This is a genomic window from Bradyrhizobium sp. CCBAU 53415 (assembly GCF_028128735.1).
Taxonomy (GTDB): Bacteria; Pseudomonadota; Alphaproteobacteria; order Rhizobiales; family Xanthobacteraceae; genus Bradyrhizobium.
Genome location: NZ_LBJF01000002.1, coordinates 279,348 through 302,542, shown reverse-complemented (window position 1 = coordinate 302,542; position 23,195 = coordinate 279,348). Strand labels below are relative to the sequence as shown.

The 23,195-nt window shown below is 64.6% G+C and carries 22 protein-coding genes; 8 read left to right on the top strand and 14 right to left on the bottom strand.

Annotation, left to right across the window (positions count from 1 at the left end):
• Window positions 1–152: 152 nt before the first annotated feature.
• A complete protein-coding gene (locus tag XH87_RS07740) occupies window positions 153–665 on the top strand; it encodes a GcrA family cell cycle regulator (protein ID WP_024337097.1) in 513 nt (170 codons plus the stop codon).
• A gap of 344 nt (window positions 666–1,009) precedes the next feature.
• Here the strand turns inward: XH87_RS07740 and phoB are convergent, their stop codons facing one another.
• The 10 genes from phoB to XH87_RS07690 form a co-directional block, all read right to left on the bottom strand.
• Window positions 1,010–1,717 (bottom strand): phosphate regulon transcriptional regulator PhoB, encoded by a 708-nt coding sequence (gene phoB / locus XH87_RS07735; RefSeq protein WP_035703370.1) that lies wholly within the window; start codon window positions 1,715–1,717, stop codon window positions 1,010–1,012.
• 22 nt (window positions 1,718–1,739) lie between these two features.
• Window positions 1,740–2,456, bottom strand: coding sequence for a phosphate signaling complex protein PhoU (phoU, locus tag XH87_RS07730; protein WP_158668514.1), 717 nt, complete (start codon window positions 2,454–2,456; stop codon window positions 1,740–1,742).
• An 11-nt stretch (window positions 2,457–2,467) separates the two neighbouring features.
• On the bottom strand, window positions 2,468–3,289 hold the full coding sequence (gene pstB / locus XH87_RS07725) for a phosphate ABC transporter ATP-binding protein PstB (protein WP_158668515.1): 822 nt from the start codon (window positions 3,287–3,289) through the stop codon (window positions 2,468–2,470).
• Window positions 3,286–4,131 carry a phosphate ABC transporter permease PstA gene (gene pstA, locus XH87_RS07720; RefSeq protein WP_158668516.1) on the bottom strand — a complete coding sequence of 282 codons (846 nt, stop codon included), beginning with the start codon at window positions 4,129–4,131 and terminating at the stop codon, window positions 3,286–3,288. Before pstA ends, pstB begins: the two co-directional genes overlap by 4 nt.
• A gap of 4 nt (window positions 4,132–4,135) precedes the next feature.
• Window positions 4,136–5,125, bottom strand: a complete 990-nt coding sequence (gene pstC, locus XH87_RS07715) for a phosphate ABC transporter permease subunit PstC (RefSeq protein ID WP_271586890.1) — start codon at window positions 5,123–5,125, stop codon at window positions 4,136–4,138.
• A 185-nt stretch (window positions 5,126–5,310) separates the two neighbouring features.
• Window positions 5,311–6,324 (bottom strand): phosphate ABC transporter substrate-binding protein PstS, encoded by a 1,014-nt coding sequence (pstS, locus tag XH87_RS07710; RefSeq protein WP_271586783.1) that lies wholly within the window; start codon window positions 6,322–6,324, stop codon window positions 5,311–5,313.
• A 144-nt stretch (window positions 6,325–6,468) separates the two neighbouring features.
• Entirely contained in the window at window positions 6,469–7,767 is a 1,299-nt protein-coding gene (locus XH87_RS07705; RefSeq protein WP_271586782.1) for an ATP-binding protein, read from the bottom strand.
• A 24-nt stretch (window positions 7,768–7,791) separates the two neighbouring features.
• The gene (locus XH87_RS07700) at window positions 7,792–8,847 is read right to left on the bottom strand and encodes a lysylphosphatidylglycerol synthase domain-containing protein (RefSeq protein WP_035703380.1); all 1,056 of its coding nucleotides are present in this window, start codon (window positions 8,845–8,847) and stop codon (window positions 7,792–7,794) included.
• Between the two features lie 451 nt (window positions 8,848–9,298).
• Window positions 9,299–9,601, bottom strand: a complete 303-nt coding sequence (locus tag XH87_RS07695) for a hypothetical protein (protein WP_271586781.1) — start codon at window positions 9,599–9,601, stop codon at window positions 9,299–9,301.
• Window positions 9,602–9,603: 2 nt separating this feature from the next.
• Complete coding sequence (locus tag XH87_RS07690; protein ID WP_271586780.1) at window positions 9,604–10,998, bottom strand: OmpA family protein; 1,395 nt, start codon at window positions 10,996–10,998, stop codon at window positions 9,604–9,606.
• 165 nt (window positions 10,999–11,163) lie between these two features.
• On the opposite strand from XH87_RS07690, the gene XH87_RS07685 reads away from it, so the two are divergent.
• Window positions 11,164–12,222 (top strand): polysaccharide deacetylase family protein, encoded by a 1,059-nt coding sequence (locus XH87_RS07685; protein WP_158668521.1) that lies wholly within the window; start codon window positions 11,164–11,166, stop codon window positions 12,220–12,222.
• 250 nt (window positions 12,223–12,472) lie between these two features.
• Window positions 12,473–13,273, top strand: a complete 801-nt coding sequence (locus tag XH87_RS07680) for an SDR family oxidoreductase (protein ID WP_271586779.1) — start codon at window positions 12,473–12,475, stop codon at window positions 13,271–13,273.
• A 159-nt stretch (window positions 13,274–13,432) separates the two neighbouring features.
• Here XH87_RS07680 and boxB read toward each other — a convergent pair whose 3' ends face one another.
• The 4 genes from boxB to XH87_RS07660 form a co-directional block, all read right to left on the bottom strand.
• Window positions 13,433–14,884, bottom strand: coding sequence for a benzoyl-CoA 2,3-epoxidase subunit BoxB (gene boxB / locus XH87_RS07675; protein ID WP_158668523.1), 1,452 nt, complete (start codon window positions 14,882–14,884; stop codon window positions 13,433–13,435).
• 100 nt (window positions 14,885–14,984) lie between these two features.
• Complete coding sequence (gene boxC / locus XH87_RS07670) at window positions 14,985–16,673, bottom strand: 2,3-epoxybenzoyl-CoA dihydrolase (RefSeq protein ID WP_271586778.1); 1,689 nt, start codon at window positions 16,671–16,673, stop codon at window positions 14,985–14,987.
• Between the two features lie 185 nt (window positions 16,674–16,858).
• On the bottom strand, window positions 16,859–17,677 hold the full coding sequence (locus tag XH87_RS07665; RefSeq protein ID WP_271586777.1) for an alpha/beta fold hydrolase: 819 nt from the start codon (window positions 17,675–17,677) through the stop codon (window positions 16,859–16,861).
• 247 nt (window positions 17,678–17,924) lie between these two features.
• Window positions 17,925–19,466 (bottom strand): benzoate-CoA ligase family protein, encoded by a 1,542-nt coding sequence (locus XH87_RS07660; protein ID WP_271586776.1) that lies wholly within the window; start codon window positions 19,464–19,466, stop codon window positions 17,925–17,927.
• A 136-nt stretch (window positions 19,467–19,602) separates the two neighbouring features.
• Here XH87_RS07660 and XH87_RS07655 point away from each other — a divergent pair, with 136 nt between their 5' ends.
• The 5 genes from XH87_RS07655 to XH87_RS07635 all read left to right on the top strand — a co-directional run bounded on the left by XH87_RS07655 (window position 19,603) and on the right by XH87_RS07635 (window position 23,176).
• Window positions 19,603–20,511: a helix-turn-helix transcriptional regulator gene (locus XH87_RS07655; RefSeq protein ID WP_271586775.1), complete on the top strand. Its 909-nt coding sequence runs from the start codon at window positions 19,603–19,605 to the stop codon at window positions 20,509–20,511.
• Between the two features lie 13 nt (window positions 20,512–20,524).
• Window positions 20,525–20,920 (top strand): group II truncated hemoglobin, encoded by a 396-nt coding sequence (locus XH87_RS07650; RefSeq protein ID WP_271586774.1) that lies wholly within the window; start codon window positions 20,525–20,527, stop codon window positions 20,918–20,920.
• Window positions 20,921–21,026: 106 nt separating this feature from the next.
• Window positions 21,027–21,722: a transglutaminase-like domain-containing protein gene (locus XH87_RS07645; protein WP_271586773.1), complete on the top strand. Its 696-nt coding sequence runs from the start codon at window positions 21,027–21,029 to the stop codon at window positions 21,720–21,722.
• A 61-nt stretch (window positions 21,723–21,783) separates the two neighbouring features.
• A complete protein-coding gene (locus XH87_RS07640) occupies window positions 21,784–22,611 on the top strand; it encodes a helix-turn-helix domain-containing protein (RefSeq protein ID WP_271586772.1) in 828 nt (275 codons plus the stop codon).
• 130 nt (window positions 22,612–22,741) lie between these two features.
• Window positions 22,742–23,176 (top strand): VOC family protein, encoded by a 435-nt coding sequence (locus XH87_RS07635; protein WP_271586771.1) that lies wholly within the window; start codon window positions 22,742–22,744, stop codon window positions 23,174–23,176.
• Window positions 23,177–23,195: the final 19 nt, after the last annotated feature.

Sequence of the window (23,195 nt, the reverse complement as noted above, 5' to 3'; positions counted from 1 at the left end):
TCCCAAGAGTCCTCATGTACCGGCGTAAACGTTCGGGCGTCTTTGGTGCGCCCGGCGAGCCTTAAGGGATTCTGGCGGCACGGGTTTTCAAGGCTTAGGCATTCGCTGCGAAGGCTCCAGGATGGCAGGCTCGCAGCGAGGGAAAGGGTGCAATGACGGTTTTGACCTGGTCCGATGATCGCGTCGAGCAGCTGAAAAAGCTCTGGGAGGCCGGACTTTCGGCCAGCCAGATTGCGGCGGAGCTCGGCAATGTGACCCGCAATGCCGTGATCGGCAAAGTGCACCGGCTCGGCCTGTCCGGCCGCGCCAAGAGCCCTTCTTCGGCAGCGCCCCGGCCGCGCAAGGCACGGCCCGCGCAGCACATGATGCGGGTGACCCGCCCCGTTGCGCGCGGCAACACCGCGCTGGCGCAGGCCTTCGAGGTCGAGGTGGAGGCCGAGCCGGTCACCTACGACAACGTGGTGCCGATGAGCCAGCGACTGTCGCTGCTGGAATTGAACGAGGCGACCTGCCACTGGCCGGTCGGCGATCCCTCGAGCCCGGATTTCTTCTTCTGCGGCGGCAAGGCGCTGTCCGGCCTGCCCTACTGCGCCCAGCATTCGCGCGTGGCCTATCAGCCGGCGGCAGATCGCCGGCGCGCACCGGCCAAGCCGGGAACGCGGTAGGTTATCAGCGCGCCTCGTCAGCCGGCGCGCGAAAACGGCTCAACACATCGGATGTCGTCCCTGCCTGGTGCGCAATTGCGCACGGGGCGCAGGGACCCATAATCCCGGGGCGCTGTCATTGCACGGGATGATCACTCCGAGTCTTCGCCAAACCACTTCCTGTGGTTATGGGTCTCTGCGTTCGCAGGGACGACACTGAGAGTGTGATTGCACTACGCCAAACCAAAGTCTGCAAACCTTAGACTAAAGCGCGATGCGATCAGGATGAATCGTCATCGCGCTGTAGGTCGTCGTTTAAGCATGATCTTTTCGGAAAACCGCTGCGCACTTTTCCGGATCATGCTTTAGGTCTGCTCCGCCTTCGCAAAGCGATCGTCGAGCGCATAACCGGCGCCGCGGACGGTGCGGATCGGGTCCTGCTCGCGGCCGAGATTGAGCAGCTTGCGGAGACGACCGATATGAACGTCGACGGTGCGTTCATCGATGTAGATGTCGCGGCCCCAGACGCTGTCGAGCAGTTGCTCGCGCGAGAACACCCGGCCGGGATGCTCCAGGAAGAACTCCAGCAGGCGATATTCGGTCGGGCCGAGGTCGATCGGCCGGCCCGAACGCGCGACGCGGCGCTTGTCACGGTCGAGCTCGATGTCGCCATAGGCGAGCACCGTGGCGAGCCGCTCGGGGCTCGCGCGCCTGAGCAGACCCTTCACGCGCGCCAGCAGTTCCGGCACCGAGAATGGCTTGACGATATAGTCGTCGGCGCCGGTCGCAAGTCCCCGCACCCGCTCGCTCTCCTCGCCGCGGGCGGTGAGCATGATGATCGGCAGCTGCTTGGTCTCGGAGCGGGTGCGCAGCCGCCGGCACAGCTCGATGCCTGACAGGCCCGGCAGCATCCAGTCGAGCACGATCAGATCGGGAATGTGCTCCTTGAGGCGGGTGTCGGCGTCATCGCCGCGCATCACCGTCTCGACGTCATAGCCGTCGCCTTCGAGGTTGTAACGGAGAAGCTCGGTGAGAGCTTCCTCGTCCTCAACCACCATAATGCGTGCGCCCATGGTACCGTCGCTCCTTAAGTCTTCAGGTATTCGGTATCGTCGTGGCGAACGTGGTCATGTCGCCCTTCGGCCGCTTGTCGGTGATGGCCTGGCCCTCGATCATGTAGAACACGGTCTCGGCGATGTTGGTGGCATGGTCGCCGATCCGCTCGATGTTCTTGGCACAGAACATCAGGTGGATGCAGAACGAGATGTTGCGCGGATCCTCCATCATGTAGGTGAGGAGCTCGCGGAACAGCGAGGTGCAGATCGCGTCGACTTCCTCGTCGCCCTTCCACACCGCCATCGCCGCCGGCAGGTCGTGAGCGGCATAGGCGTCCAGCACCGACTTGACCTGCTGCTGCACGAGATCGGTCATGTGCTCCAGGCCGCGGAACAGCTTGAGCGGATGGAAGTCGGTCTCCAGCGCGGCGACGCGCTTGCCCATGTTCTTGGCGAGGTCGCCGATGCGCTCGAGATCGGTCGCAACGCGCATGGCGCCGACGATCTCGCGCAGGTCGACCGCCATCGGCTGGCGGCGGGCGATGGTGAGCACCGCGCGCTCCTCGATGCGCTTCTGCAGCATGTCGAGATCGGCGTCGGTGGCGACGACGCGCTGGCCGAGCGCGACGTCGCGGCGGATCAGCGCGTCGACGGAATCGACGATCATGCGCTCGGCGATCCCGCCCATTTCGGCGACCAGGCGGGTGAGCTCCTGGAGGTCGGTGTCAAAAGCCTTTGCGGTATGTTCAGTACCCATGTCCCGTCTCCTCAGCCGAACCGGCCGGTGATGTAATCCTGCGTTCGCCGGTCGGTCGGCGACGTGAAGATCTTGCTGGTGTCGTCGAACTCGATCAGCTCGCCAAGATACATGAAGGCGGTCTTGTCGGAGACGCGCGCGGCCTGCTGCATGTTGTGGGTGACGATCGCGATCGTGTAGTTCTCGGACAGTTCCTGGATCAGCTCCTCGACCTTGGCGGTCGAGATCGGATCGAGCGCCGAGCAGGGCTCGTCGAACAGGATCACCTCGGGGCGCACCGCGACGGTGCGGGCGATGCACAGGCGCTGCTGCTGGCCGCCCGAGAGCGACAGGCCGGAGGCGTTGAGCTTGTCCTTGACCTCGTTCCACAGCGCGCCGCCGCGCAGCGCCTTCTCGACGCGATCGTCCATCTCGGACTTCGAGATCTTCTCGTAGAGGCGGATGCCGAAGGCGATGTTCTCGTAGATCGTCATCGGGAACGGCGTCGGCTTCTGGAACACCATGCCGACCCGGGCGCGCAGCAGATTGAGGTCGAGCTTGGGGTCGAGAATGTTGGTCTGGTCGAGCAACAGCTGGCCGGTGGCGCGCTGGCCCGGATAGAGGTCGTACATCCGGTTGAAGATGCGCAGCAGGGTCGACTTGCCGCAGCCGGACGGGCCGATAAAGGCCGTGACGCGATTGGTACCCAGCGCCAGATTGATGTTCTTCAGCGCATGGTGCTCACCGTAGTAGAAATTGAGGTTGCGCGCGGTGACCTTGGCAGGCGCCTCGGGCAGCGGCTGCGAGCCGGGATGAACGGTCGGCGCGCTTACGGAAATAGACATTTCACTCATTTTGCGGTCCTCTCGGCACCAAGGATGCGGGCGCCAATGTTCAGGGCAAGCACAGTCAGGGTGATCAGCAGCGCCCCGCTCCAGGCGAGTTGCTTCCAGTAGGCGTAGGGGCTCTGCACGAAGTTGTTGATGGTCACCGGCAAGTTGGCCATCGTCTTGTCCAGGCTCAGGCTGAAGAACTGGTTGGACAGCGCGGTGAACAGCAGCGGCGCGGTCTCGCCGGCGACGCGGGCGGTGGCGAGCAGCACGCCGGTGATGAGGCCGGAGCGCGCCGCACGGTAGGCGATGCGCTTGATCACCAGCGAACGCGGCAGACCGAGTGCGCTGGCGGCTTCACGCAGCGGGTTCGGCACCAGCAGCAGCATGTCCTCCGTGGTGCGCACCACGACGGGGATCACGATCACGGCGAGCGCCAGCGCGCCGGCGATTGCCGAGAAGCCTCGCATCGGCACCACGACCGCACCATAGATGAACAGGCCGATGATGATCGAGGGCGCCGACAAGAGGATGTCGTTGATGAAACGGATCACCGAGGTCAGCTTGTCGTTGCGGCCGTATTCGGCGAGATAGGTACCGGCGAACATGCCGAGCGGCGCGCCGATGCCGACACCGATCACGGTCATGATCAGCGAGCCGACGATGGCGTTGCGCAGGCCGCCCTCGCTCGATCCGGGCGGCGGCGTGTCTGCGGTGAAGACCTGAAGGTTGAGCCCGGCCAGACCGTTGTAGAGCAGCGTGATCAGGATCAGCGCGAGCCAGGTGACGCCGAAGGCGGCGGCTGCGATGCAGAGGCCGCGTATGACGATGTCCCAGCGGCGGCGGCGCGAATAGATCGGGTTCATGGCTTCACTTTCCGGCCTTGGTTTCCAGGCGCATCAGCATCAGCCGCGCGGCCGCGAGCACGAAGAACGTCAGCACGAACAGCAGCAGACCGAGCAGGATCAGGCCGGACTGGTGCAGGCCGTCGCTCTCGGCGAACTCGGATGCGATCGCCGCTGAGATCGTGGTGCCCGGGGCGAAGATCGACGAGGAGATGCGGAACGAATTGCCGATGATGAAGGTCACGGCCATCGTCTCGCCGAGCGCGCGACCCAGCGCCAGCATGACACCGCCGATGATGCCGACGCGGGTGTAGGGGATCACCACGCTGCGCACGACTTCCCACGTGGTACAACCGACGCCGTAGGCGGCTTCCTTCAGCACCGGCGGCACCGTCTTGAACACGTCGACCGAGATCGAGGTGATGAAGGGCAGCACCATGATGGCGAGGATCAGCGAGGCGTTGAACAGGCTGAGATAGGACGGGGGACCGGCGAAGATCGCACCCAGCACAGGAACGCCGTCGAACACCCTGATCATGAAGGGCTGGAAGGTGTTGGCCAGGAACGGCCCGAGCACGAAAAAGCCCCACATGCCGTAGATAATCGAGGGAATGCCGGCGAGCAGCTCGATCGCCATGCCGATCGGGCGGCGCAGCCATTGCGGACAAAGCTCGGTGAGGAAGATCGCAATGCCGAGACCGACGGGAATGGCGATCAGCATCGCGATGAAGGAGGTGACGAGCGTGCCGTACATCGGCCCGAGCGCGCCGAGCACGGGCGGATCGGCCGACGGCGCCCAGCGCTGCGTCCACAGGAAGGAGAGGCCATATTCCTTGATCGCCGGGAACGCCCCGACGATCAGCGAGATGATGATGCCGCCGAGAATGAGCAGCACCGAGATCGCGGACAACCGCGTGATCCAATAGAAGGTGACGTCGCCGAGCTTGAACGCGCTCAAGGCCTTGGCGCGGTCATATGGACCGGCAGCATCAATCACATTGCTCTCGACAGCCATCTCAGCCACGTCGATCCCCTGTTTTACTTACGCCATCTGCGTGCCGCCAACAAAGGCGGTCTTGTCGACGATCTATCCGGCGTCATTCCGGGATGGTCCGAAGGACCAGACCCGGAATGACGAGATTCCGGGTCGCTCGCGGCGCTCGCGCCCCGGAACGACGGGGCGCGAGCAATCGCGAAAGCTCAGCTCTTGATGTCGGCCGACCAGGTCTTCTCGATCAGCTTGACCACGTTGTCCGGCATCGGGATGTAGTCGAGCTCCTCAGCCATCTTGTCGCCGTTCTTGAAGGCCCAGGCGAAGAACTTGAGGGCTTCCTTGGCGGCGGCCTTGTCGACCGGCTCCTTGTGCATCAGGATGAAGGTCGAGGCGGTGATCGGCCAAGACTTGTCGCCGGGCTGGTCGGTCAGGATGACATAGTAGCCGGGCGCATGAGCCCAGTCGGCATTGGATGCGGCCGACTGGAACGACTCCATCGTCGGCTCAACCGTCTTGCCGGCCTTGTTGACCATCTTGGTGTAGGTCAGCTTGTTCTGCTTGGCATAGGCGTACTCGACGTAGCCGATCGAGTTCTTGGTCTGGCTGATATTGCCCGACACGCCTTCGTTGCCCTTGGCGCCGACGCCGACCGGCCACTCGACCGCGGTGCCCTCGCCGACCTTGCTCTTCCAGTCCGCGCTGACCTTGGAGAGGTAGTTGGTGAAGTTGAAGGTGGTGCCCGAACCGTCCGAACGGCGGACCACGGTGATCGCCTCCGACGGCAGCTTCACGTTCGGATTGAGCTTCTTGATGGCCGGATCATCCCACTTGGTGATCTTGCCGAGATAGACGTTGGCCAGCGTCTCGCCGTCGAACACCATCTCGCCGGGCTTCACGCCCTCGATGTTGACGACCGGGACGATCGCACCCATCACCATCGGCCACTGGACGAGACCATCCTTCTCGAGCTGCTCGGCCTTGAGCGGCGCGTCGCTGGCGCCGAAGGTCACGGTCTTGGCCTGGATCTGCTTGATGCCGCCGCCGGAGCCGATCGACTGATAGTTCAGACCGTTGCCGGTCTCCTTTTTGTAGGCGTCAGCCCACTTCGAATAGATCGGGAACGGGAACGTCGCGCCGGCACCGGTGATGTCGGCCGCAAAGGCTACCGTCGTCGATGCGGCGACCAAGCCGGCAGCGACCATGGTTTTGAGGAAATTCATGCTGGTCTCCATACTGGGGAGCGAAGCGCCAACCGCGCCCGATCGCGCTCCCCGCGCCGTCCGTTTAGGAGCGGTCGACTGAGCTTTTACGAAGGTTTCGTGACAGCTGGATGACACAATCAAGCAATTGAAATTGCTTGATTTTTAACCCTGCGCCAGAGGCTTCACCTGAGGAAAACAGGCCGTGAAAGTGGCGCCCTGCCTGGGCACGCTTTCGATCAGAAGCCGGCCACGATGACGGTTAAGAATATGTTTCACCAGCGATAATCCGAGCCCGGTACCGCCCTGCGAGCGGCTGTCGCCGACGTCCACGCGATAGAACCGCTCGGTCAGCCGGGGCAGATGCTCCGGCGCGATGCCGGGGCCGAAATCGCGGACCATGACTCGGATTTCCTGAGCTCCATCAGAGGCGGCGGCCGAGCTCAGTGACACGATGACGCGTCCGCCCGAGGCGCCGTATTTGAGCGCGTTCTCGATCAGGTTCTCGAACAGGCGGAGCAGCTCCTCGCGGTCCCCTGCGATCATCACCGGCGGTTCCGGCAGATGGATCTCCACCTCGACCTGACGCTCGCGCGCCAGCGGCTCGAGACCGTCGGCGACCTGGCGGATGATCGGCACGAGGTCGACCAGGGTGTCGGGCCGGACATGGGCCGACAGCTCGACCCGCGACAGTGACAGGAGATCGTCGATCAGGCGTGCCATGCGGGTGGCCTGGTTGTGCATGATGCCGAGGAAGCGCTCGCGCGCCTTGGGATCGTCCTTGGCCTGGCCCTGGAGCGTGTCGATGAAGCCCGACAGCGCGGCCAGCGGCGTGCGCAGCTCGTGGCTGGCATTGGCGACGAAGTCGGCGCGCATCTCCTCGACCCGGCGCAGCGGCGTCTGGTCGTGGAAGGTCATCAGCATGCATTTGTCGGCGCCGCCGAAGCTGGTCGGCACCGGCACCGGCGTGATCATGAGCTCCATCCAGCGATCGACCGGAACATGGTCGAGATAGGTCGCGCGTCGCGGCTCGGTGGTCGCGATCGCCTCGCGCAGCGCCGTGATGATCTCCGGCGAGCGCAGCGCGAACTGGGCGAGCTCGTTCCTGCGCAGCGCCGGCGCCAGCTGGGCGGCGGCGGCATTGAGATGGATGACGCGGCCGGCGCGGTCGAGCAGTACCGCGGGATCCGGCATGCCGGCGACGACCGCGGCCACCGCCGCGCTCTCGACCGGGTTGATACGCCTGACATCGTCGCGCGAGGCGGCGGGATCATGCAGCCGCCAGGGGATCAAGGCCGCCGCCGCGATGCAGAAGAACACGATCGCGGCGGGCAGCGCCGACAATTCGCCGAGCGAGACCACGATAGACAGCGCCAGCGCCGCGGCGATCAGGATGATGGTCGAGTGCCGCAGCCGGTCGGACCAGGGCTGGGCGGGGGGAGAAGATGGGGCATCGATCGCCATCGGGGCGGGCTTCTCCTGGGGGACTTAGGCTCCGCTGTCGCTGCGCTCTCTCACATAGGCGGCTTCATGCGCCGGGCCGGGGTCCAGCTTGAGCGCCGCCTGTTGCAAGCGCTTCGATCGCGCACCGATGATAACTTCGCGAAACGTCAGCAAGATTACAGATAGGACGAAGGGAGACAGATAATAGAGCACCCGGAACAGGAGCATGCCGCCCAGAAGCTCCTCCCGGTCCATCTGCCAGAGGCCGACCAGCATGGCGGCGTCGAACACGCCGAGTCCCCCGGGCGAATGGCTGGCGAAGCCGAGCAGGGTGGCCGAGACGAAGATCACCGCGACCACGACGAAGCCGAGATTGGGCTCGTCCGGGACCAGGACATACATCGCCAGCGCGCAGAAGCCGAGATCGATGATGCCGATCGCGATCTGGAGCAGGGTCAGCGGGCCGCCCGGCAGCACCACGGTCCAGGGGCCGCGGCCGACCACCCGCGGATGGGTCCAGACCCAGACCACGTAGCCGACCAGCGCCACGATGATCATCAGTGCCAGCACCCGGTTCAGCCAGGGCGGAAGCTGGTCGATCGAGGCCGCGGCCTCCGGATGATAGGAGATGCCGAGGCCGAGCACGGCGGCATTGCCCAGCCAGAAGGTCAGGCCGGCGAGGAAGCAGATTTTTGCGACATCGATCGCATTGAGCCCATAGGCCGAATAGATGCGGTAGCGCACCGCGCCGCCGGTGAAGACACTGGCGCCGACATTGTGGCCGATCGAATAGCTGGTGAAGGCCGCGAGCGCGTTGATGCGATAGGGTACATGGGAATGGCCGATCGCGCGCGTGGCGAAGAGGTCGTAGAAGGTCAGGGTGAAATAGCCCGCCGCGACGAACAGCGCCGCCATCGCAATCTGGGACGGCTCGGTGCTCTTGATCGCTTCGAGGACCTCGTTGAAATCGATGCCGCGCAGCATGTGGTAGAGCACATAGCAAGCGATGCCGATGACCGCGATGCTGATCACAACTCCAAGCTTATGCAGGATTTGCTTCTGGCGCAGAAACGACGTCGCCCTGCGTATGGCTTCCAGCATCTAGACCTCGAACAACAACGCTTCGGCGGCCAGGGTGGCCAGCGGACAGGCGGACGACGCACAGGCACTCAACGACCCCTCGCCGCCGGCTCCGGCATCGCGCATGCCCCTCCCCCTCCACTAGCGCGTTTTCCGGCAAAGTGGAATTCGCCAATTCGAACAAAAACACGTGCCTTCAATATTTTAGGCAGGGTCACGGCTCCTGATGCACGATTTGGCGCCTTCGGCGGCAAGCTCGACGCGAATCTCCTTGGCAATCCTGCGCGGACGCCATGAAGTTTTGATGATTACAACGGCGCAATGTTCTGTCGCGACTTAAGCCGACGTCAATCTATGGGGCAGGCCCGCCTGTTGAAAGAGGGGAGCCGAAGCGGCCGGTCACGGGCGTCTGATGCGCCGAAAGGCCGTTGCGGACGGGCACCCGTCTCTCAAGAGAGGGTGCATGGCAACATCACGGGGCGGCTGTCGGCACGCTGCGCGAGACGACCCGGTCGCGCAGCCAGGCGCCGATGGTGCAACCGACGAGATAGCAGGCGAACATGATCAGGCCGAGGTCGAGCCAATAGCCGAAACGGCCGGGGACCACATGGGCGAACGAAGCTGCGACCAGGCCCGCGGCAAGCGCCGCGAGCCAGCGCGCGGTCACCTTGGAGGTGCCGTTGCCGCGCTGAACCACCGAGATCCAGCCCATGCAAAAGCCCAGCAGCAGCGAGCCGATCAACCAGCCCAGATGGAACGAGACGAGATAGGGCATCGTCACCTCACCAGGAATTCGATACGGCGGTTCTGCGCCTTGCCTTCATCGGTATCGTTGCCGGCGACGGGCTGGGTGCTGCCATGGCCGACCGCGGTAAAGCGGCTGGCGGGCAGGCCGGCCTTGACCAGATAGTCGATCACCGCCTGTGCGCGCTTTTCCGAGAGAGCCTGGTTGAAGGAGTCCTCGCCGTCGGCGTCGGTATGGCCGACGACCTCGATATTGGTGGTAGGGCAGCGCAGCGCCGTCTCGATGAGACGATCGAGGATGCCTGCCGAGTCAGGATCGATGTCCGCGCGCCTGGTTGCGAAGCGGATCTTGCCCTTGGTCAGGAGCTCCGAGAACAATTGCTGGCACACAGTGCCATCGACCGGGCCTGCCGCGGGCCTCACCGTGATCTCCGGCTTGTACTGCCAGCTTTTCGGGAAGTCTTTGCCGAGGCCTGCGCGGATGTCGTTGGCAGCCCCCTCGTAGAGCGCATCGCCCGACAGCTTCACCTCGCGGTCGGAGACGACGAGCGTACCGGTCGACAGCCGCGACAGCGCGCCGAGCGCTGCAACGACCGCCGTGTTGAAGGAGCCGGGTGCGCCGACACTGGCCTTGAGATTGTCGACGACCTTTTCGGTGAAGAACTTTCGCGAGGCGCTGGTGGCGATCGCGGCGTGGACATTGGCGTCGGGAACATAGCCGGTCAGCGTCACCGTCGCGGCCACCGGATCCTTGTAGGCCTGGAAGATATAGGGCGGCGCCTTGATCTCGTTGGCGGCGACCGAAAAGCCCTCGGGCAGGTTCTTCAGCGCGGCCGCAATCGCCTCACGGCCGCCGAGTTCGCGCGCCATGCCTGACAGGTTGACCCTGGTGTCCGTTATCGTGATCTTGCCGTCCTTGAGCTTGCCGATCTGATCCAGCAACAGCATCGCCGCTGCCTCGAACCGAGCTGGCGCGCCGCGCGCCAGGCTCATCTGGTCGGCCACCTCGGCGCCGCCGACCTCCTTGCGGGCTGCCTCGGTCAGCCGGGACTTCATCGACGGCAAGGGTGCGGATCCTGACAGCGTCACCCGCACCACGTCGCGCTCGGCGTTCCAGACGAAGGGTTTGGCCTCAGGAACAAGGCGGGTTCGGTCGTCGACCAGCCGCACGCCGGGGACGGTTTCGACCGCCATAACGGCGTCGCGGCGACCCGCCTCGGAGAAGGCGTCCGCGGCCAGGCTGACGTCGCGGCCATCGACCGCGATCCGGGTCTTGTCCAGCACGGTATCTTTCAGCGCAGCCGAGCTGCGGGCCGACAGATCGGCCTCCACCGGTAAGGTATTATTCCAAGCCGCAAATCCCCACATGATGGCCAGGGGGATCAGCCCCGGCCACCATTTGCTGGCCCACCTGAAAAGCTTCTTCATTCGACGACCCGAACTCTGGAAACGGAGACAAAACAAACCCTTGGCAGGCTGTCAAACCGGAAATGGCGCCGTTCCGAAGGCCCTGCCTGGACAATCGGAATAACTTTTTCTTCAAGGGTTCCTCCGTAAGTTGAAGGGCGGAATGCCAGAGTCCCCCAGCCGGTCATGAAACAACTGCGTAACAACGTCATCCGCGCCGGGCTGGGAGCACTCTATTTCAGCGGCGCACACCACCTCTTGCGCCCGCTCTTGTCGGGCGTCGGCGCCATTTTCATGCTGCACCATGTACGCCCGGCCCGCGAGGCCGCGTTCCAGCCGAACCGGCATCTCGAAGTCACTCCCGAATTCCTGCGCGCGACGCTGTTCCATTTGCGCTCGCGCGACATCGACATCGTCACCATGGACGAGCTGCATGAGCGGCTCCTGCAGGGCCGCTTCGACCGCCGCTTCGCCGCCTTCACCCTCGACGATGGCTACCGCGACAATCTCGACTATGCGCTGCCGGTGCTGCGCGAATTTGACGCGCCGCTGACGGTCTATGTCGCGAGCGATTTTGCCGAAGGCACCGGACGATTGTGGTGGGTGGCGCTGGAGGCCGTGATCGCCAGAGCCGAGCAGATCGACGTCAGAATCGGCAATTCCGCGCTGCGGATCGATGCGACGACGCCTGCCGCCAAGCAGGCGGCATTCGATCGCCTGCACGACTGGCTGCGCGCGCTGCCGGGCGAGCACGATCTTGCGCGCGAGATCGGGGCGCTGTGCACGAGGTACGACGTCGACATGGAAGCGCTGTGCCGCAGCCTGTGCCTGTCCTGGGCCGAGGTGAGGACATTTGCCGCCGATCCGCTGGTCACGATCGGCGCGCATAGCGTCAGCCATGGCAACCTCGCCAAGCAGGCGGAAGACATCGCCGCGCAGGAGATGGCCGTGAGCCGCGCGCGGATCGAGCAGGTGCTTGAGCACCCCGTGTTGCATCTCGCCTATCCCTATGGCGATCGCGACGCCGCGGGGATGCGCGAATTCGCCCTCGCCGCATCCGCCGGCTTCAAGACCGCGGTGACGACGCGGCCCGGCATGCTGTTCGCGGAGAATGCCAGCCACATGACCGCGCTGCCCCGCGTTTCGCTCAATGGCAATTACCAGGACGCGCGCATCCTGCCGGTGCTGACCTCGGGCGCCGCGACCGCGATGTGGAACGGTTTTCGTCGGATCGCGGCGGCGTAGCAGCTCCAATCTCCGCCGTCGTCCCCGCGTACGCGGGAACCCATACCGCGAAATTTATCGGTTGCGGTTGGTAGAGGTACCGAACGAGTCGTCGCCGAACTGCTCCCTGGGGTTATGGATCTGCGCTTCGCTTGTCCGGGACGACACCGAGCTGGTTGGGTCGCTACTGCGCCTCACCCCTGTCATCGCAGCGCCTTCCTTGACTCCCCTCTCCTCCCCGCCCAAAACAGCGCCAACCAAGGGAGGCACCATGTTCAAGGATCTGTTCTCGCTCAAAGGCCGCATCGCGCTGGTGACTGGCGGCTCGCGCGGCATCGGCAAGATGATCGCGGCGGGATTTCTCAGCGCCGGCGCCGCAAAGGTCTACATCACCGCGCGCAAGGCCGGACCGTGCGAGGCGACCGCCAAGGAGCTCACCGCGCAATATGACGGCGAATGCATCGCGCTGCCGATCGATATCTCCACCGTCGAAGGTTGCGACAGGCTGGCTGGCGAGATCATCAAGCTGGAGCCGAAGCTCGACATCCTCGTCAACAATGCGGGCGCGGCCTGGGGCGCGGAGTTCGACGAATTCCCCGAAAGCGGCTGGGACAAGGTGATGGATCTCAACGTGAAGTCGCTGTTCTTCCTGACCAAGGCTCTGGCGAAGCCGCTGCGCGCGGCCGCGAGCGCCGAAGGTCCGGCGAAGGTGATCAACATCGCCTCGGTCGACGGCATCTTCGTCAATCCGAGCGAGACTTATTCCTACGCTGCCAGCAAGGCCGCGGTGATCCATCTGACGCGGCGCATGGCGACGAAACTGATCAAGGACAACATCAACGTCACCGCGATCGCGCCGGGCGCGTTCAAGTCCGACATGAACCGCGCCGCGCGCGACCATTCGGACGAGGTCGCAAAGCGCATCCCCGCGCGGCGGATCGGGACCGACGAGGACATGGCAGGGGTGGCGATCTATCTCGCCTCGCGTGCGGGCGATTACGTGGTCGGCAACACCATCGCCGTCGATGGCGGCGTGGTGTATGCAAATGCGGGGTTGGAGATCGCGGGGTAGATCCCCGTTTCAAACTCCGCTGTCATGCCCCGGCTTGACCGGGGCATCCAGTACGCCGCGGCTTCTCGGTTTAGACGCAACGGCCTCTGGAATACTGGATCACCCGCTTTCGCGGGTGATGACAGCTTTCAGTGTGGCAAGAGCATCTGCTTCCGGCGCTTACGACTCGATCTTCACGTATTCGAAGTCGCCCGGCTTGTTGTCGATGCCGACCTTGGGCGGCGAGATCCAGGAGGCGAACTGGCCGATTTCGGTGACGGGCTGCATCAGCGAGGTGATGAAGTCGCCGTCCGCAGTCGAGGGCAGCCACTCGTCCTTGCGCTTGGCCCAGGTGGCATCGTCGATCAGGAGGCCGTCCGGCGTGGCATGGACGTCCTTGAACTCACCGATGTGGCGGTGGAAGGCGACGTTGGGCAGCTTGAGCTGGAAATCGTAGCCGGCGGTCGAGATCACCTTGTTCCAGCGCAGCATGCCCTTGACGCAGTCCTGGCTGTAATCGTCGCGCAGGCGCATGTTGAGCGCGGTCAGCGCCGGCTCGTCGACCAGCTTGACCTCGCCGTTGATCAGCTTGAGCACCGGATAGGTGGAATTCTTGAGCTGGTGATCGTCCTCGATCTGGGTCTCGTGATAACGGCCCTTGATGCCGGCGTTGAAGGCGTTGGCCGCGTTGGTCGAGACCTCCGAGCCGAACAGATCGAGCGACAGCGTGTAGTGCAGGTTCAACTTCTTCTGGATGGTCGGCAGGTCGATCACCCCCAACGCGCGGACTTTCGCGATGTCGGTGGGATCGGTGATGCCGGCCGCGCGCATCGCATCGCAGGTGCGCTGCACGACGCGGGTGATGCCGGTCTCGCCGACGAACATGTGGTGCGCTTCTTCCGTCAGCATGAAGCGGCAGGTGCGCGACAGTGGATCGAAGCCGGACTGCGCCAGTGAGTGCAGCTGCATCTTGCCGTCGCGGTCGGTGAAATAGGTGAACATGAAGAAGGACAGCCAGTCCGGCGTCGCCTCGTTGAAGGCGCCCAGCATGCGCGGCGCGTCGGCATCGCCGGAGCGGCGGCGCAAGAGATCGTCGGCTTCCTCGCGGCCGTCGCGGCCGAAATATTTCTGCAGCAGGTAGACCATCGCCCAGAGGTGACGGCCTTCCTCGACATTGACCTGGAACAGGTTGCGCATGTCGTAGAGCGAGGGCGCGGTCTTGCCGAGATGGCGCTGCTGCTCGACTGACGCGGGCTCGGTATCGCCCTGGATCACGATCAGGCGGCGCAGCATGGCGCGGTGCTCGCCCGGGACTTCCTGCCAGGCCGGCTCGCCGTAGTGCTCACCGAACGGCACGACGCGGTTCTCCTCCTGCGGCGCCAGCAAGATGCCCCAGCGATATTCGGGCATGCGCACGTAATCGAACTTGGCCCAGCCGCGCGGATCGACCGAGTAGGCGGTGCGCAAATAGACCAGCGATTCCTGGAAGCCTTCCGGCCCCATGTCGCTCCACCAGTCCATATAGCCGGGATGCCAGCCTTCCAGCGCCTTCAGCACCTGGCGGTCCTCGGCGAGGTTGACGTTGTTCGGAATCTTGGTCGAGTAGTCGACGTTCATGATGTTCATGTTCATGGTGGACCTCCCGTGGGGGACTGACTCGTTGTAAGGAGCGAATAGCTAATGGCGAGTAGCGAATGGAAATCCTTATTCGCTATTCGTCACTCCCTACTCGCTAGACTCTGGTCATATCGAATTTCGGCTTCTGGCCGCTGCCGTAGCGGCGCAGCGCGCCTTCCTCGCCGACCGCGTTCGGACGCTGGAAGATCCAGTTCTGCCAGGCGGTGAGGCGCGCGAAAATTTTCGATTCCATCGTCTCGGGGCCGACGAAGCGCAGGCTGGCTTCCATGCCGGTGAGGCTGTCCGGCGAGAAGCTGGCACGCTCCTCGAGGAACACGCGCACCTCGTCGTCCCAGTCGATGTCGTCGAGCGCGAAGGTGACGAGACCGAGCTCTTCGGCCTGCTCCGCATCGAGCGCGGTGCCGAGCGTGGCTTCCGCGCGCTCCACGTCGGACGGATCGGCCTGGAAGCGCGATTGCAGTCGCGTCAGGCCATGGCTCATCGGATAGGGGCCGAAATTCATGCCGGACAGCTCGATCGACGGCGGCGGGCGGTTGTCGCCCTGACGCGTGCCGATCAGCATGTAGGAGCGGTCGGCGGCGAACACGAGCTCGGCCAGCGTGCCGGCAAAGCAGGAGCCGGGCTCGACCAGCGTCACCAGCGTGCGCGAGGTGACGTCGATACGCTTGAGCACGCGCTTCCAGTAGTGCCTGATCTCGTTGACCAGCCAGTGCGCCTTGTTGGCTTCGAGGAAAGCATCGCAGGCGAGCACGTGGGCGCGGTCGCCGTGGCTCTTGAACACCAGCATCGCGATCTCGAGCTCGTTGATGCGCAGATGCAGGATGGCGTCGTCGAGCTCGCGCGCGACCTGGAGCGGCCAAAACGCAGCGCCCTGCGCCATCATGCCGTCGATGTCGGCGGGCGGCGCGGTCTCCGGCGCCTTGATCGAGATGGTGGCGATGCGGGCGGCACGGTCGATGTCGACGGTGACGAAGCCGTAGCGGATGCTGGTCTCGTCGATCACGCGCTTGAGCGGCGTCAGCGCGATGCCCTTGCCACCGCCGTTGCGCTTCGAAGCCGCCGCGAATTCCTTGGCACGCTCGGCGATCTTGCCTTCCAGCTTCGAATTCGGCGCGATCTCGTCGACGAGACGCCACTGCACCGCGCGCTTGCCCTTCACACCTTCCTCGATCGTGCAGAAGAAGTCGGCATGGTCGCGGCGCACCTTGCGCTTGTCGACGACGCGCGTCAGGCCGCCGGTACCCGGCAGCACCGCGAGCAGCGGCACTTCGGGCAGCGCAACGGCGGACGAGCCGTCATCGGCCAGGATGATGTGATCGGTCGCAAGCGCCAGCTCATAGCCGCCGCCGGCCGCGGAGCCGTTCACCACGGTGATGAAGCGCTGGCCGGAATTCTCGGAGGAATCTTCCATGCCGTTGCGGGTCTCGTTGGTGAATTTGCAGAAATTGACCTTGTGAGCGTGGGTCGAGCCCGCGAGCATGCGGATATTGGCGCCGGCGCAGAACACGCGGTTCTTGGCCGAGCGCATCACCACGACTTTCACCTCGGGATGCTCGAAGCGGAGGCGCTGGAGCGCATCGGCCAGCTCGATGTCGACGCCGAGGTCGTAGGAATTGAGCTTGAGCAGATAGCCTTCGAACAGGCCGCCATTCTCGTCGACATCCATGGTCAGCGTCGCGACGTCGCCATCGACGGTGAGCTTCCAGTGCCGGTAGCGGGACGGCTCGGTCTGGAAATCGATGAATGTCGCGCCGCCTGCGAGGCGCCGATCTTCGCCGGCCATGGGTCACCCCTGAGCTTGAGTATGCATTATCGCCGTAGCACTATATGCACAATAGTGCATCTTTTTGAACGTGTCTAGCCCCCAATGGCCAGAGCATGCACTTTGTTTCATGGTCGCCGTTCAAAGCCGCACCGTGACGCCAGCGCTTCGGTCCGTGCCGGCCGGAGGCTGCATCCCCGCTGCCATCATGCGGCGCGCCCCTGCAGTCCCTGATCGTCGCGCAGGGCCGCTTTCGCGAATGGCACGATCGCCTCGAGCGTTGCCGCCGGCGCCTCACGATGCGGCGAATGTCCGGCGCCCGAGATGATCTTCAGATCGACCGGGCAGTAGCACTCTTCCTGCGCGATCTCGACCTGACGCAGGGTGCCGTATTGGTCATCCACGCCTTGCAGGACCATGACGGGCACGCGGATATAGGCGAGGTACTCCGAGATGTCCCAATCGCGGAATCTCGGATCGAGCCAGGCGCCGTTCCAGCCATAGAAGGCGTTGTCGACGTCCCTGTGCCAGCGCGCGAGTTTTGCCTTGAGGTCCGCGGTCTCAAACGTCGTCTTGATCGCGGCGATCGATTTCACCGAGATGTCCTCGACGATGAAATGCGGCGCGATCAGCACGAGACCGTTCAGGCGATGATCCTGATGCGCCCCGGCATAGATGGTCGCGATCGAGGCGCCGTCGGAATGGCCGAGCAGGAGGCCACGCTTGAAGCCGATCGCATCGAGCAGCTTCGGCAGCACGTCCAGCGCCTCGCGCTGCATGTAGTCGAGTGGCCGCGGCAGCGCGACCGGGCTGGACTGGCCGTAGCCCGCGCGTGAATAGGCGAAGATGCCGGCGCAGGTCGCCTGCTGGAGCTTTTCCGGGAAGTCGCTCCAGAGTCCGACCGAGCCGAGGCCTTCATGCAGCATGACGATGGTCGGCGCATCGGCGGCCTGCGGCGCGAGCCATTTGTATTCGAGGCTGGCGCCATCGATACTGAGGAAGCCGGTGGGGGTGAGATTGGTCATGGTGTCACTCTTGTTCGCAATGAGGACGAGATGCGTCGGCGCACTCCGTCGCTCCCTCCCCCCTTGCGGGGGAGGGCTAGGGAGGGGGGTGCCACACGGGGACTCCCAGCGTGATGAAGAACACCGTGCGCGCGACGATGAAGGCCGATTGCTGGGCTACCCCTCTCCCCCACCCTCCCCCGCAAGGGGGGAGGGAGCGCAGCGGTGTGTGCGGCGATAGCGCGAGTCATACGACGCACCGTCTCGCTCAATTCGCGCCCTCGCGCAGCTTGAACCGCTGGATCTTTCCCGTCGCCGTCTTCGGCAGCGACTCCACCACGTCGATCCAGCGCGGATATTTCCAGGGGCCGATCTTCTGCTTGACGTGCTCCTTCAGCATCTCCTGCAAATCCGTCGTCGTTGCGCCCGGCCGCAGCACGACGAAGGCCTTCGGCTTCAAGAGCCCTTCCGGGTCGGCCTCGGGCACGACGGCGGCTTCCAGCACGGCCGGATGCGTGATCAGCGCGCTCTCGACCTCGAAGGGCGAGACCCAGATGCCGGAGACCTTGAACATGTCGTCGGCGCGGCCGCAGAAGGTGTAGCGGCCATCGGTGTCGCGGACATATTTGTCGCCGGTGCGGGTCCATGGCCCCTCGAACGTGCGGCGGCTCTTGTGGCGCTGATTCCAATAGCCCTCGCCCGCGGAGGGCGCATCGACCAGGAGCTCGCCGACTTCGCCGTCGGCGACGTCCTGGCCCGCCTCGTTGACGAGCCGCACCGCATAGCCCGGCACCGGCTTGCCGGAGGAGCCGTATTTGATGTCGCCGGGCGCGTTCGAGAGAAAGATGTGCAAGAGCTCGGTCGAGCCGACGCCGTCGAGGATGTCGACGCCGAAGCGCGCCCTCCAGCTGTTGCCGACGGACTCCGGCAGCGCCTCGCCGGCCGAGGTGCAGATGCGTAAGGCGCCGCCGCCACGCTCGCTCTTCATCGCCTCGTCGTTGAGCATCGCCGCGAACAGCGTCGGCACGCCGTAGAAGATCGAGGGATTGTAGCGGTTCATCAGGTCGAACATGCGCGCCGGCGTCGGACGCTCGCTGTTCAGGATCACGGTGGCACCGACCGACATCGGGAAGGTCAGCGCATTGCCGAGGCCGTAGGCGAAGAACAGCTTTGCCGCGGACAGACAGACATCGCTCTCGCGAATGCCGAGCACCTGCTTCGCATAGGTGTCCGCCGTCGCCTGCAAGTTCGAATGCAGATGGCGCACGCCCTTGGGCATGCCGGTCGAGCCAGACGAGTACAGCCAGAACGCCGGCTCGTCCGGATGCGTCGCGGCGGTGGTGAACTGGTCGCTCTCGCCTGAGAGCTCCTCGGCGAGCTGCTTGTGGCCGTTCTGCTTGGCGCCGGAGACCACGACATGCTCGAGATCCGGCATGCGGCCGACGACGTCCTTGATGACGGGATAGAGCGCTTCGGAGACGAACAGCACGCGCGCGCGGCAGTCGGCGAGAATGTAAGCGTATTGGTCCGCGGTCAGCAGCGTGTTGAGCGGCACCGGCACGACGCCGGCGCGGATCGCGCCCAGGAACACGATCGGGAAATCGACGGTGTCCAGCATGATCATCGCCACGCGCTCCTCGCGGCGGACGCCAAGCCGGCGCAGCATATTGGCGGCGCGCCGGGTATCTCGCTGGAGCTCGCCATAGGTGAGCCGCGAGACGGTGTCGTCGAAGGCGAGCTTGTTGCCGCGGCCTTCCTCGACATTACGGTCGAGCAGCCAGTTCACCGCGTTGTAGGATCCCTCGCTCACGGACTTCTCCCCCGAATTTAGAATTATAATTCATAGAAAGACACCGCGGCAGCTTGCTGTCAATGCCAGCAGGCACTATGTTTCATTAAAACGCGCCGCAGGACCTCCTTCAAGAGGCATCCGCTAAAGAAGGCTCATGACCGACAGTCCCGACGCCGAATCCCGTTTCCTCGAACAGCTCGGCCAACGCGTGCGCACCATGCGCGCGCTGCGCGGCATGTCGCGCAAGGTGCTCGCCAAGGTGTCAGGGATCTCGGAGCGCTACATCGCGCAGCTCGAAAGCGGCAAGGGCAACGTCTCCATCGTGCTGCTGCGCCGCGTCTCGGATGCGATGGGCGCGCACCTCGAAGATCTGCTCCCCTCGACCGATCCGACGCCGGACTGGCAGATGTTTCGCGACCTCTTGCGCAAGGCGACGCCGGCCCAGATTGCGCAGGCCAAGGATCTGCTCGCCGGAGGCAGCGCCTCCGCAGCCCGGCGCGCGCCATTCTGCGGCATCGCGCTGATCGGCCTGCGCGGCGCCGGCAAGTCCACGCTCGGCAAGATCCTGGCGAAGAAGATCGGCTGGAGCTTCGTCGAGCTCAACAAGGAGGTCGAGCAGCAGAACGGCCTCTCGGTCGCCGAGATCATCGCGCTGTACGGCCAGGAAGGCTTTCGCCGCATGGAGCAGGCGGCGCTGCAACAGCTGCTCGCGCGCAACGAGTTGATGGTGCTGGCAACCGGCGGCGGCATCGTCTCCGAACCGCTGACCTTCGACCAGGTCCTGACCTCGTTCTACACGATCTGGCTGAAGGCCGAGCCCGAGGAGCACATGGCGCGCGTCCGCCGCCAGGGCGACCTGCGCCCGATGGCCGACGATCGCTCCGCAATGGCGGAGTTGCGCAACATCCTGCTCAGCCGCGAGTCGCTGTATTCGCGCGCAACGGCCGTGGTGGATACGGCTGGGCTGTCGGTCGATGCAGCTGCCGCACGGCTGATCGATGCGGTGCGGCCGGTGCTGCAGAACGACGCCCGCAGCTTCGGCCTGCGCAGCGTCGCGCTTTGAGCTCCGTCCTCGCATGACCGATATCGACGCGACCACCTCCCTGTTCGATCGGATCGGCGGCAGCGCAGCGATCGACGCCCTCGTCGACCGCTTCTACGAGCGCATGGACGTGCTACCGGAAGCGAAAGTCATCCGGGCGATGCATGCGGACGACCTCGGTCCGATCCGGGACGTCTTGAAGCGCTATCTCACCGAATGGACGGGCGGCCCGAAGCTCTATTCCCCCGAGAAAGGCCATCCGCGATTACGGCAGCGGCACATCGGCTTTGCCATCGGCGATGCCGAGCGCGATGCGTGGATGCTCTGCATGCGTGGGGCGCTGGAAGAGGCGGTGAGTGATATCGCCGCGCGCCAGGATCTCGATCGCGCGATGTCGGGCCTCGCCGACTGGATGCGCAACCGGCCCTGATACGGCAGCGCCTCGACGCAAATTGAGGACGCACCCATGCTCTCGCGCAATGCGCCATGCATTGCTTGAATTGAACTCCGGACAAATCGCCTGCTAAGCTCTCGATATGACCGACACCCTCCCCGATACCATCCGCCGTCTCTACACCGATCCCGGTGAGTACATCGACAGCGATCATCCCACGGTGCAACAATTCGCGAAAGACGCGGTGCGCGCGGATGCGAGCGCGCGCGAGAAGGCCCGCGTCCTCTACAAGGCGGTGCGCGACGGGATCCGTTACAACCCCTACGTCAGCATGCGCGTGGCCGAGACCTTTCGTGCCTCGAGCGTGCTCGCCGCCGGACAAGGTTATTGCGTCGGCAAGGCTGCTCTCTATGCAGCCGCCTGCCGCGTCCACGGCATTCCCGCCCGTGTCGGCTTTGCCGACGTGAAGAACCATCTCACCACGGAGAAACTGCGCGCGAGCATGGGCACCGACATCTTCACCTGGCACGGTTTTACCGAGGTGCATGTCGACGGCGCCTGGCGCAAGGCGACGCCGACGTTCAACGACACGCTCTGCGCCAAGGTCGGCGTGGTCCCGCTCGATTTCGATGGCCAAACCGATGCGCTGCTGCACCCCTTCGACGGCGAAGGCCGCGCCTACATGCAATACGTCAACGACCGCGGCACCTATCACGACGTCCCGGCAAAGTTCCTGATGCGCGAGATGGCGCGTGACTACGCCAACATGCAGGGAGAGGATCTGTCGGGCCGCGACATGGAGCGTGAGGCGGAAGCGCGGCAGAGCACGGTCCCGTAGCGATAGACTTGGACGGGCGCCATCGCGACGCTATGCTGGGCGCGAACGAGCGAGACGCGCGATGGACGCAACTGCCGATGTCATCCGTCGATCTGCCTCACCACGGCTTGCGCGGCTGGTTTCCAGCATCTCGTTCTACCGCGAGCGCGGCCTCGGCCTGGCCGCCTTCCGCCACGCCGCTCCGCTTGCGCTTCCTCTGCTGGTGAACTTGGGAACGCCCTTCCGCATTGCGCTCGGGCAGCAACCAGATGCTGCCGACGCGCGGCCGAGTTTCGCGGCGGGTCTCTTTCCCGGGCCTGTCCTGATCGAATCCGACGGCCGCGCCGAATGCGTTCAGGTCGATTTCACGCCGCTCGGGGCGTATCGCTTCTTCGGAGGAGCCGTGCCCGATTTGACCGCCCGCATGGTCGGCCTTGACGACATTCTCGGACGGGATGGTGAGAACCTCCGCGCCAGGGTGGCCGAGGCAGTCGGCTGGCTGCGGCGATTCGAGATCGTGGAAGACTTCGTGCTTCGCCGCGCCGTGCACGAGCCTTCGCCAGCGGTAGCTTTCGCCCTGGAGGCGCTCTGGGGACGCGCAGGCGCGATCAAGATCGCCGACATCGCCTCCGACATCGGCTGGAGCCGCAAGCATCTCACGCGTCGCTTCCACAACGAGATCGGCGTTCCGCCAAAGACGCTGGCCCGGATGCTGCGCTTTCATCGGGCCTGTGCGCTGGCCCGGACGAACGGCGCAGGCGGCTGGGCCACAATTGCAGCAGACGCCGGCTATGCGGACCAGGCGCATCTTGCTCGCGATTTCCGGATATTCAGCGGCGAGACGCCGACCGGATGGGCCGCGCGGCTCGATGTCGTCGATCCACGCCTGATGCGGGACGGCGGCGGCTAGCCGCCAGGACGGCGCGAGGCAACGCTCAAGTCCCATTTGTTCAAGCCTGCCGCCATGATCCGAACTAGGGTCGGCTCGCAACAAGCTTGCAAGGACTTGCGCCGAACTTGCACCGGACTTGGAGAGTTTCATGAACCAGCCGAACGGCTACGAAGCACCGCGCCTCTACCATACCATGCGCTGCAAGGATGCGGAGGCGATGATCGCCTGGCTGAAGAACGTTCTCGGCTTCGCCGAACGCGTGGTGTACCGCAGGGAAGGCACGGTCATTCACGCCGAGCTGGCGTTCGGATCGTCGATTCTCATGCTGGGGGCGCATCGCGACGACGCCCACGCCAAGCGGGTTGGGGACATCAGCGGCCGGCGGACAGATGCCGTGTATCTGGCTGTTGATGATCCCGACGCGCTCTACGAGAAGGTGAAAGCCGCTGGTGCGAAGATCGAAATGGAGCCCTACACAACCGATTATGGCAGCCGCGATTTCGCCGCGCGCGATCCGGAGGGCAACCTCTGGAGCTTTGGCACCTATTGGCCCAAAGTGGGCGAAGAGCCGCTCGCCGGATAACCGGACGATCACGTCAGAC

Coding starts and splice junctions, on each gene's coding strand:
- XH87_RS07740 (WP_024337097.1), top strand. CDS start 153: ATGACGGTTTTGACCTGGTCCGATGATCGCGTCGAGCAGCTGAAAAAG.
- phoB (WP_035703370.1), bottom strand. CDS start 1,717: ATGGGCGCACGCATTATGGTGGTTGAGGACGAGGAAGCTCTCACCGAG.
- phoU (WP_158668514.1), bottom strand. CDS start 2,456: ATGGGTACTGAACATACCGCAAAGGCTTTTGACACCGACCTCCAGGAG.
- pstB (WP_158668515.1), bottom strand. CDS start 3,289: ATGAGTGAAATGTCTATTTCCGTAAGCGCGCCGACCGTTCATCCCGGC.
- pstA (WP_158668516.1), bottom strand. CDS start 4,131: ATGAACCCGATCTATTCGCGCCGCCGCCGCTGGGACATCGTCATACGC.
- pstC (WP_271586890.1), bottom strand. CDS start 5,125: ATGGCTGTCGAGAGCAATGTGATTGATGCTGCCGGTCCATATGACCGC.
- pstS (WP_271586783.1), bottom strand. CDS start 6,324: ATGAATTTCCTCAAAACCATGGTCGCTGCCGGCTTGGTCGCCGCATCG.
- XH87_RS07705 (WP_271586782.1), bottom strand. CDS start 7,767: ATGGCGATCGATGCCCCATCTTCTCCCCCCGCCCAGCCCTGGTCCGAC.
- XH87_RS07700 (WP_035703380.1), bottom strand. CDS start 8,847: ATGCTGGAAGCCATACGCAGGGCGACGTCGTTTCTGCGCCAGAAGCAA.
- XH87_RS07695 (WP_271586781.1), bottom strand. CDS start 9,601: ATGCCCTATCTCGTCTCGTTCCATCTGGGCTGGTTGATCGGCTCGCTG.
- XH87_RS07690 (WP_271586780.1), bottom strand. CDS start 10,998: ATGAAGAAGCTTTTCAGGTGGGCCAGCAAATGGTGGCCGGGGCTGATC.
- XH87_RS07685 (WP_158668521.1), top strand. CDS start 11,164: ATGAAACAACTGCGTAACAACGTCATCCGCGCCGGGCTGGGAGCACTC.
- XH87_RS07680 (WP_271586779.1), top strand. CDS start 12,473: ATGTTCAAGGATCTGTTCTCGCTCAAAGGCCGCATCGCGCTGGTGACT.
- boxB (WP_158668523.1), bottom strand. CDS start 14,884: ATGAACATGAACATCATGAACGTCGACTACTCGACCAAGATTCCGAAC.
- boxC (WP_271586778.1), bottom strand. CDS start 16,673: ATGGCCGGCGAAGATCGGCGCCTCGCAGGCGGCGCGACATTCATCGAT.
- XH87_RS07665 (WP_271586777.1), bottom strand. CDS start 17,677: ATGACCAATCTCACCCCCACCGGCTTCCTCAGTATCGATGGCGCCAGC.
- XH87_RS07655 (WP_271586775.1), top strand. CDS start 19,603: ATGACCGACAGTCCCGACGCCGAATCCCGTTTCCTCGAACAGCTCGGC.
- XH87_RS07650 (WP_271586774.1), top strand. CDS start 20,525: ATGACCGATATCGACGCGACCACCTCCCTGTTCGATCGGATCGGCGGC.
- XH87_RS07645 (WP_271586773.1), top strand. CDS start 21,027: ATGACCGACACCCTCCCCGATACCATCCGCCGTCTCTACACCGATCCC.
- XH87_RS07640 (WP_271586772.1), top strand. CDS start 21,784: ATGGACGCAACTGCCGATGTCATCCGTCGATCTGCCTCACCACGGCTT.
- XH87_RS07635 (WP_271586771.1), top strand. CDS start 22,742: ATGAACCAGCCGAACGGCTACGAAGCACCGCGCCTCTACCATACCATG.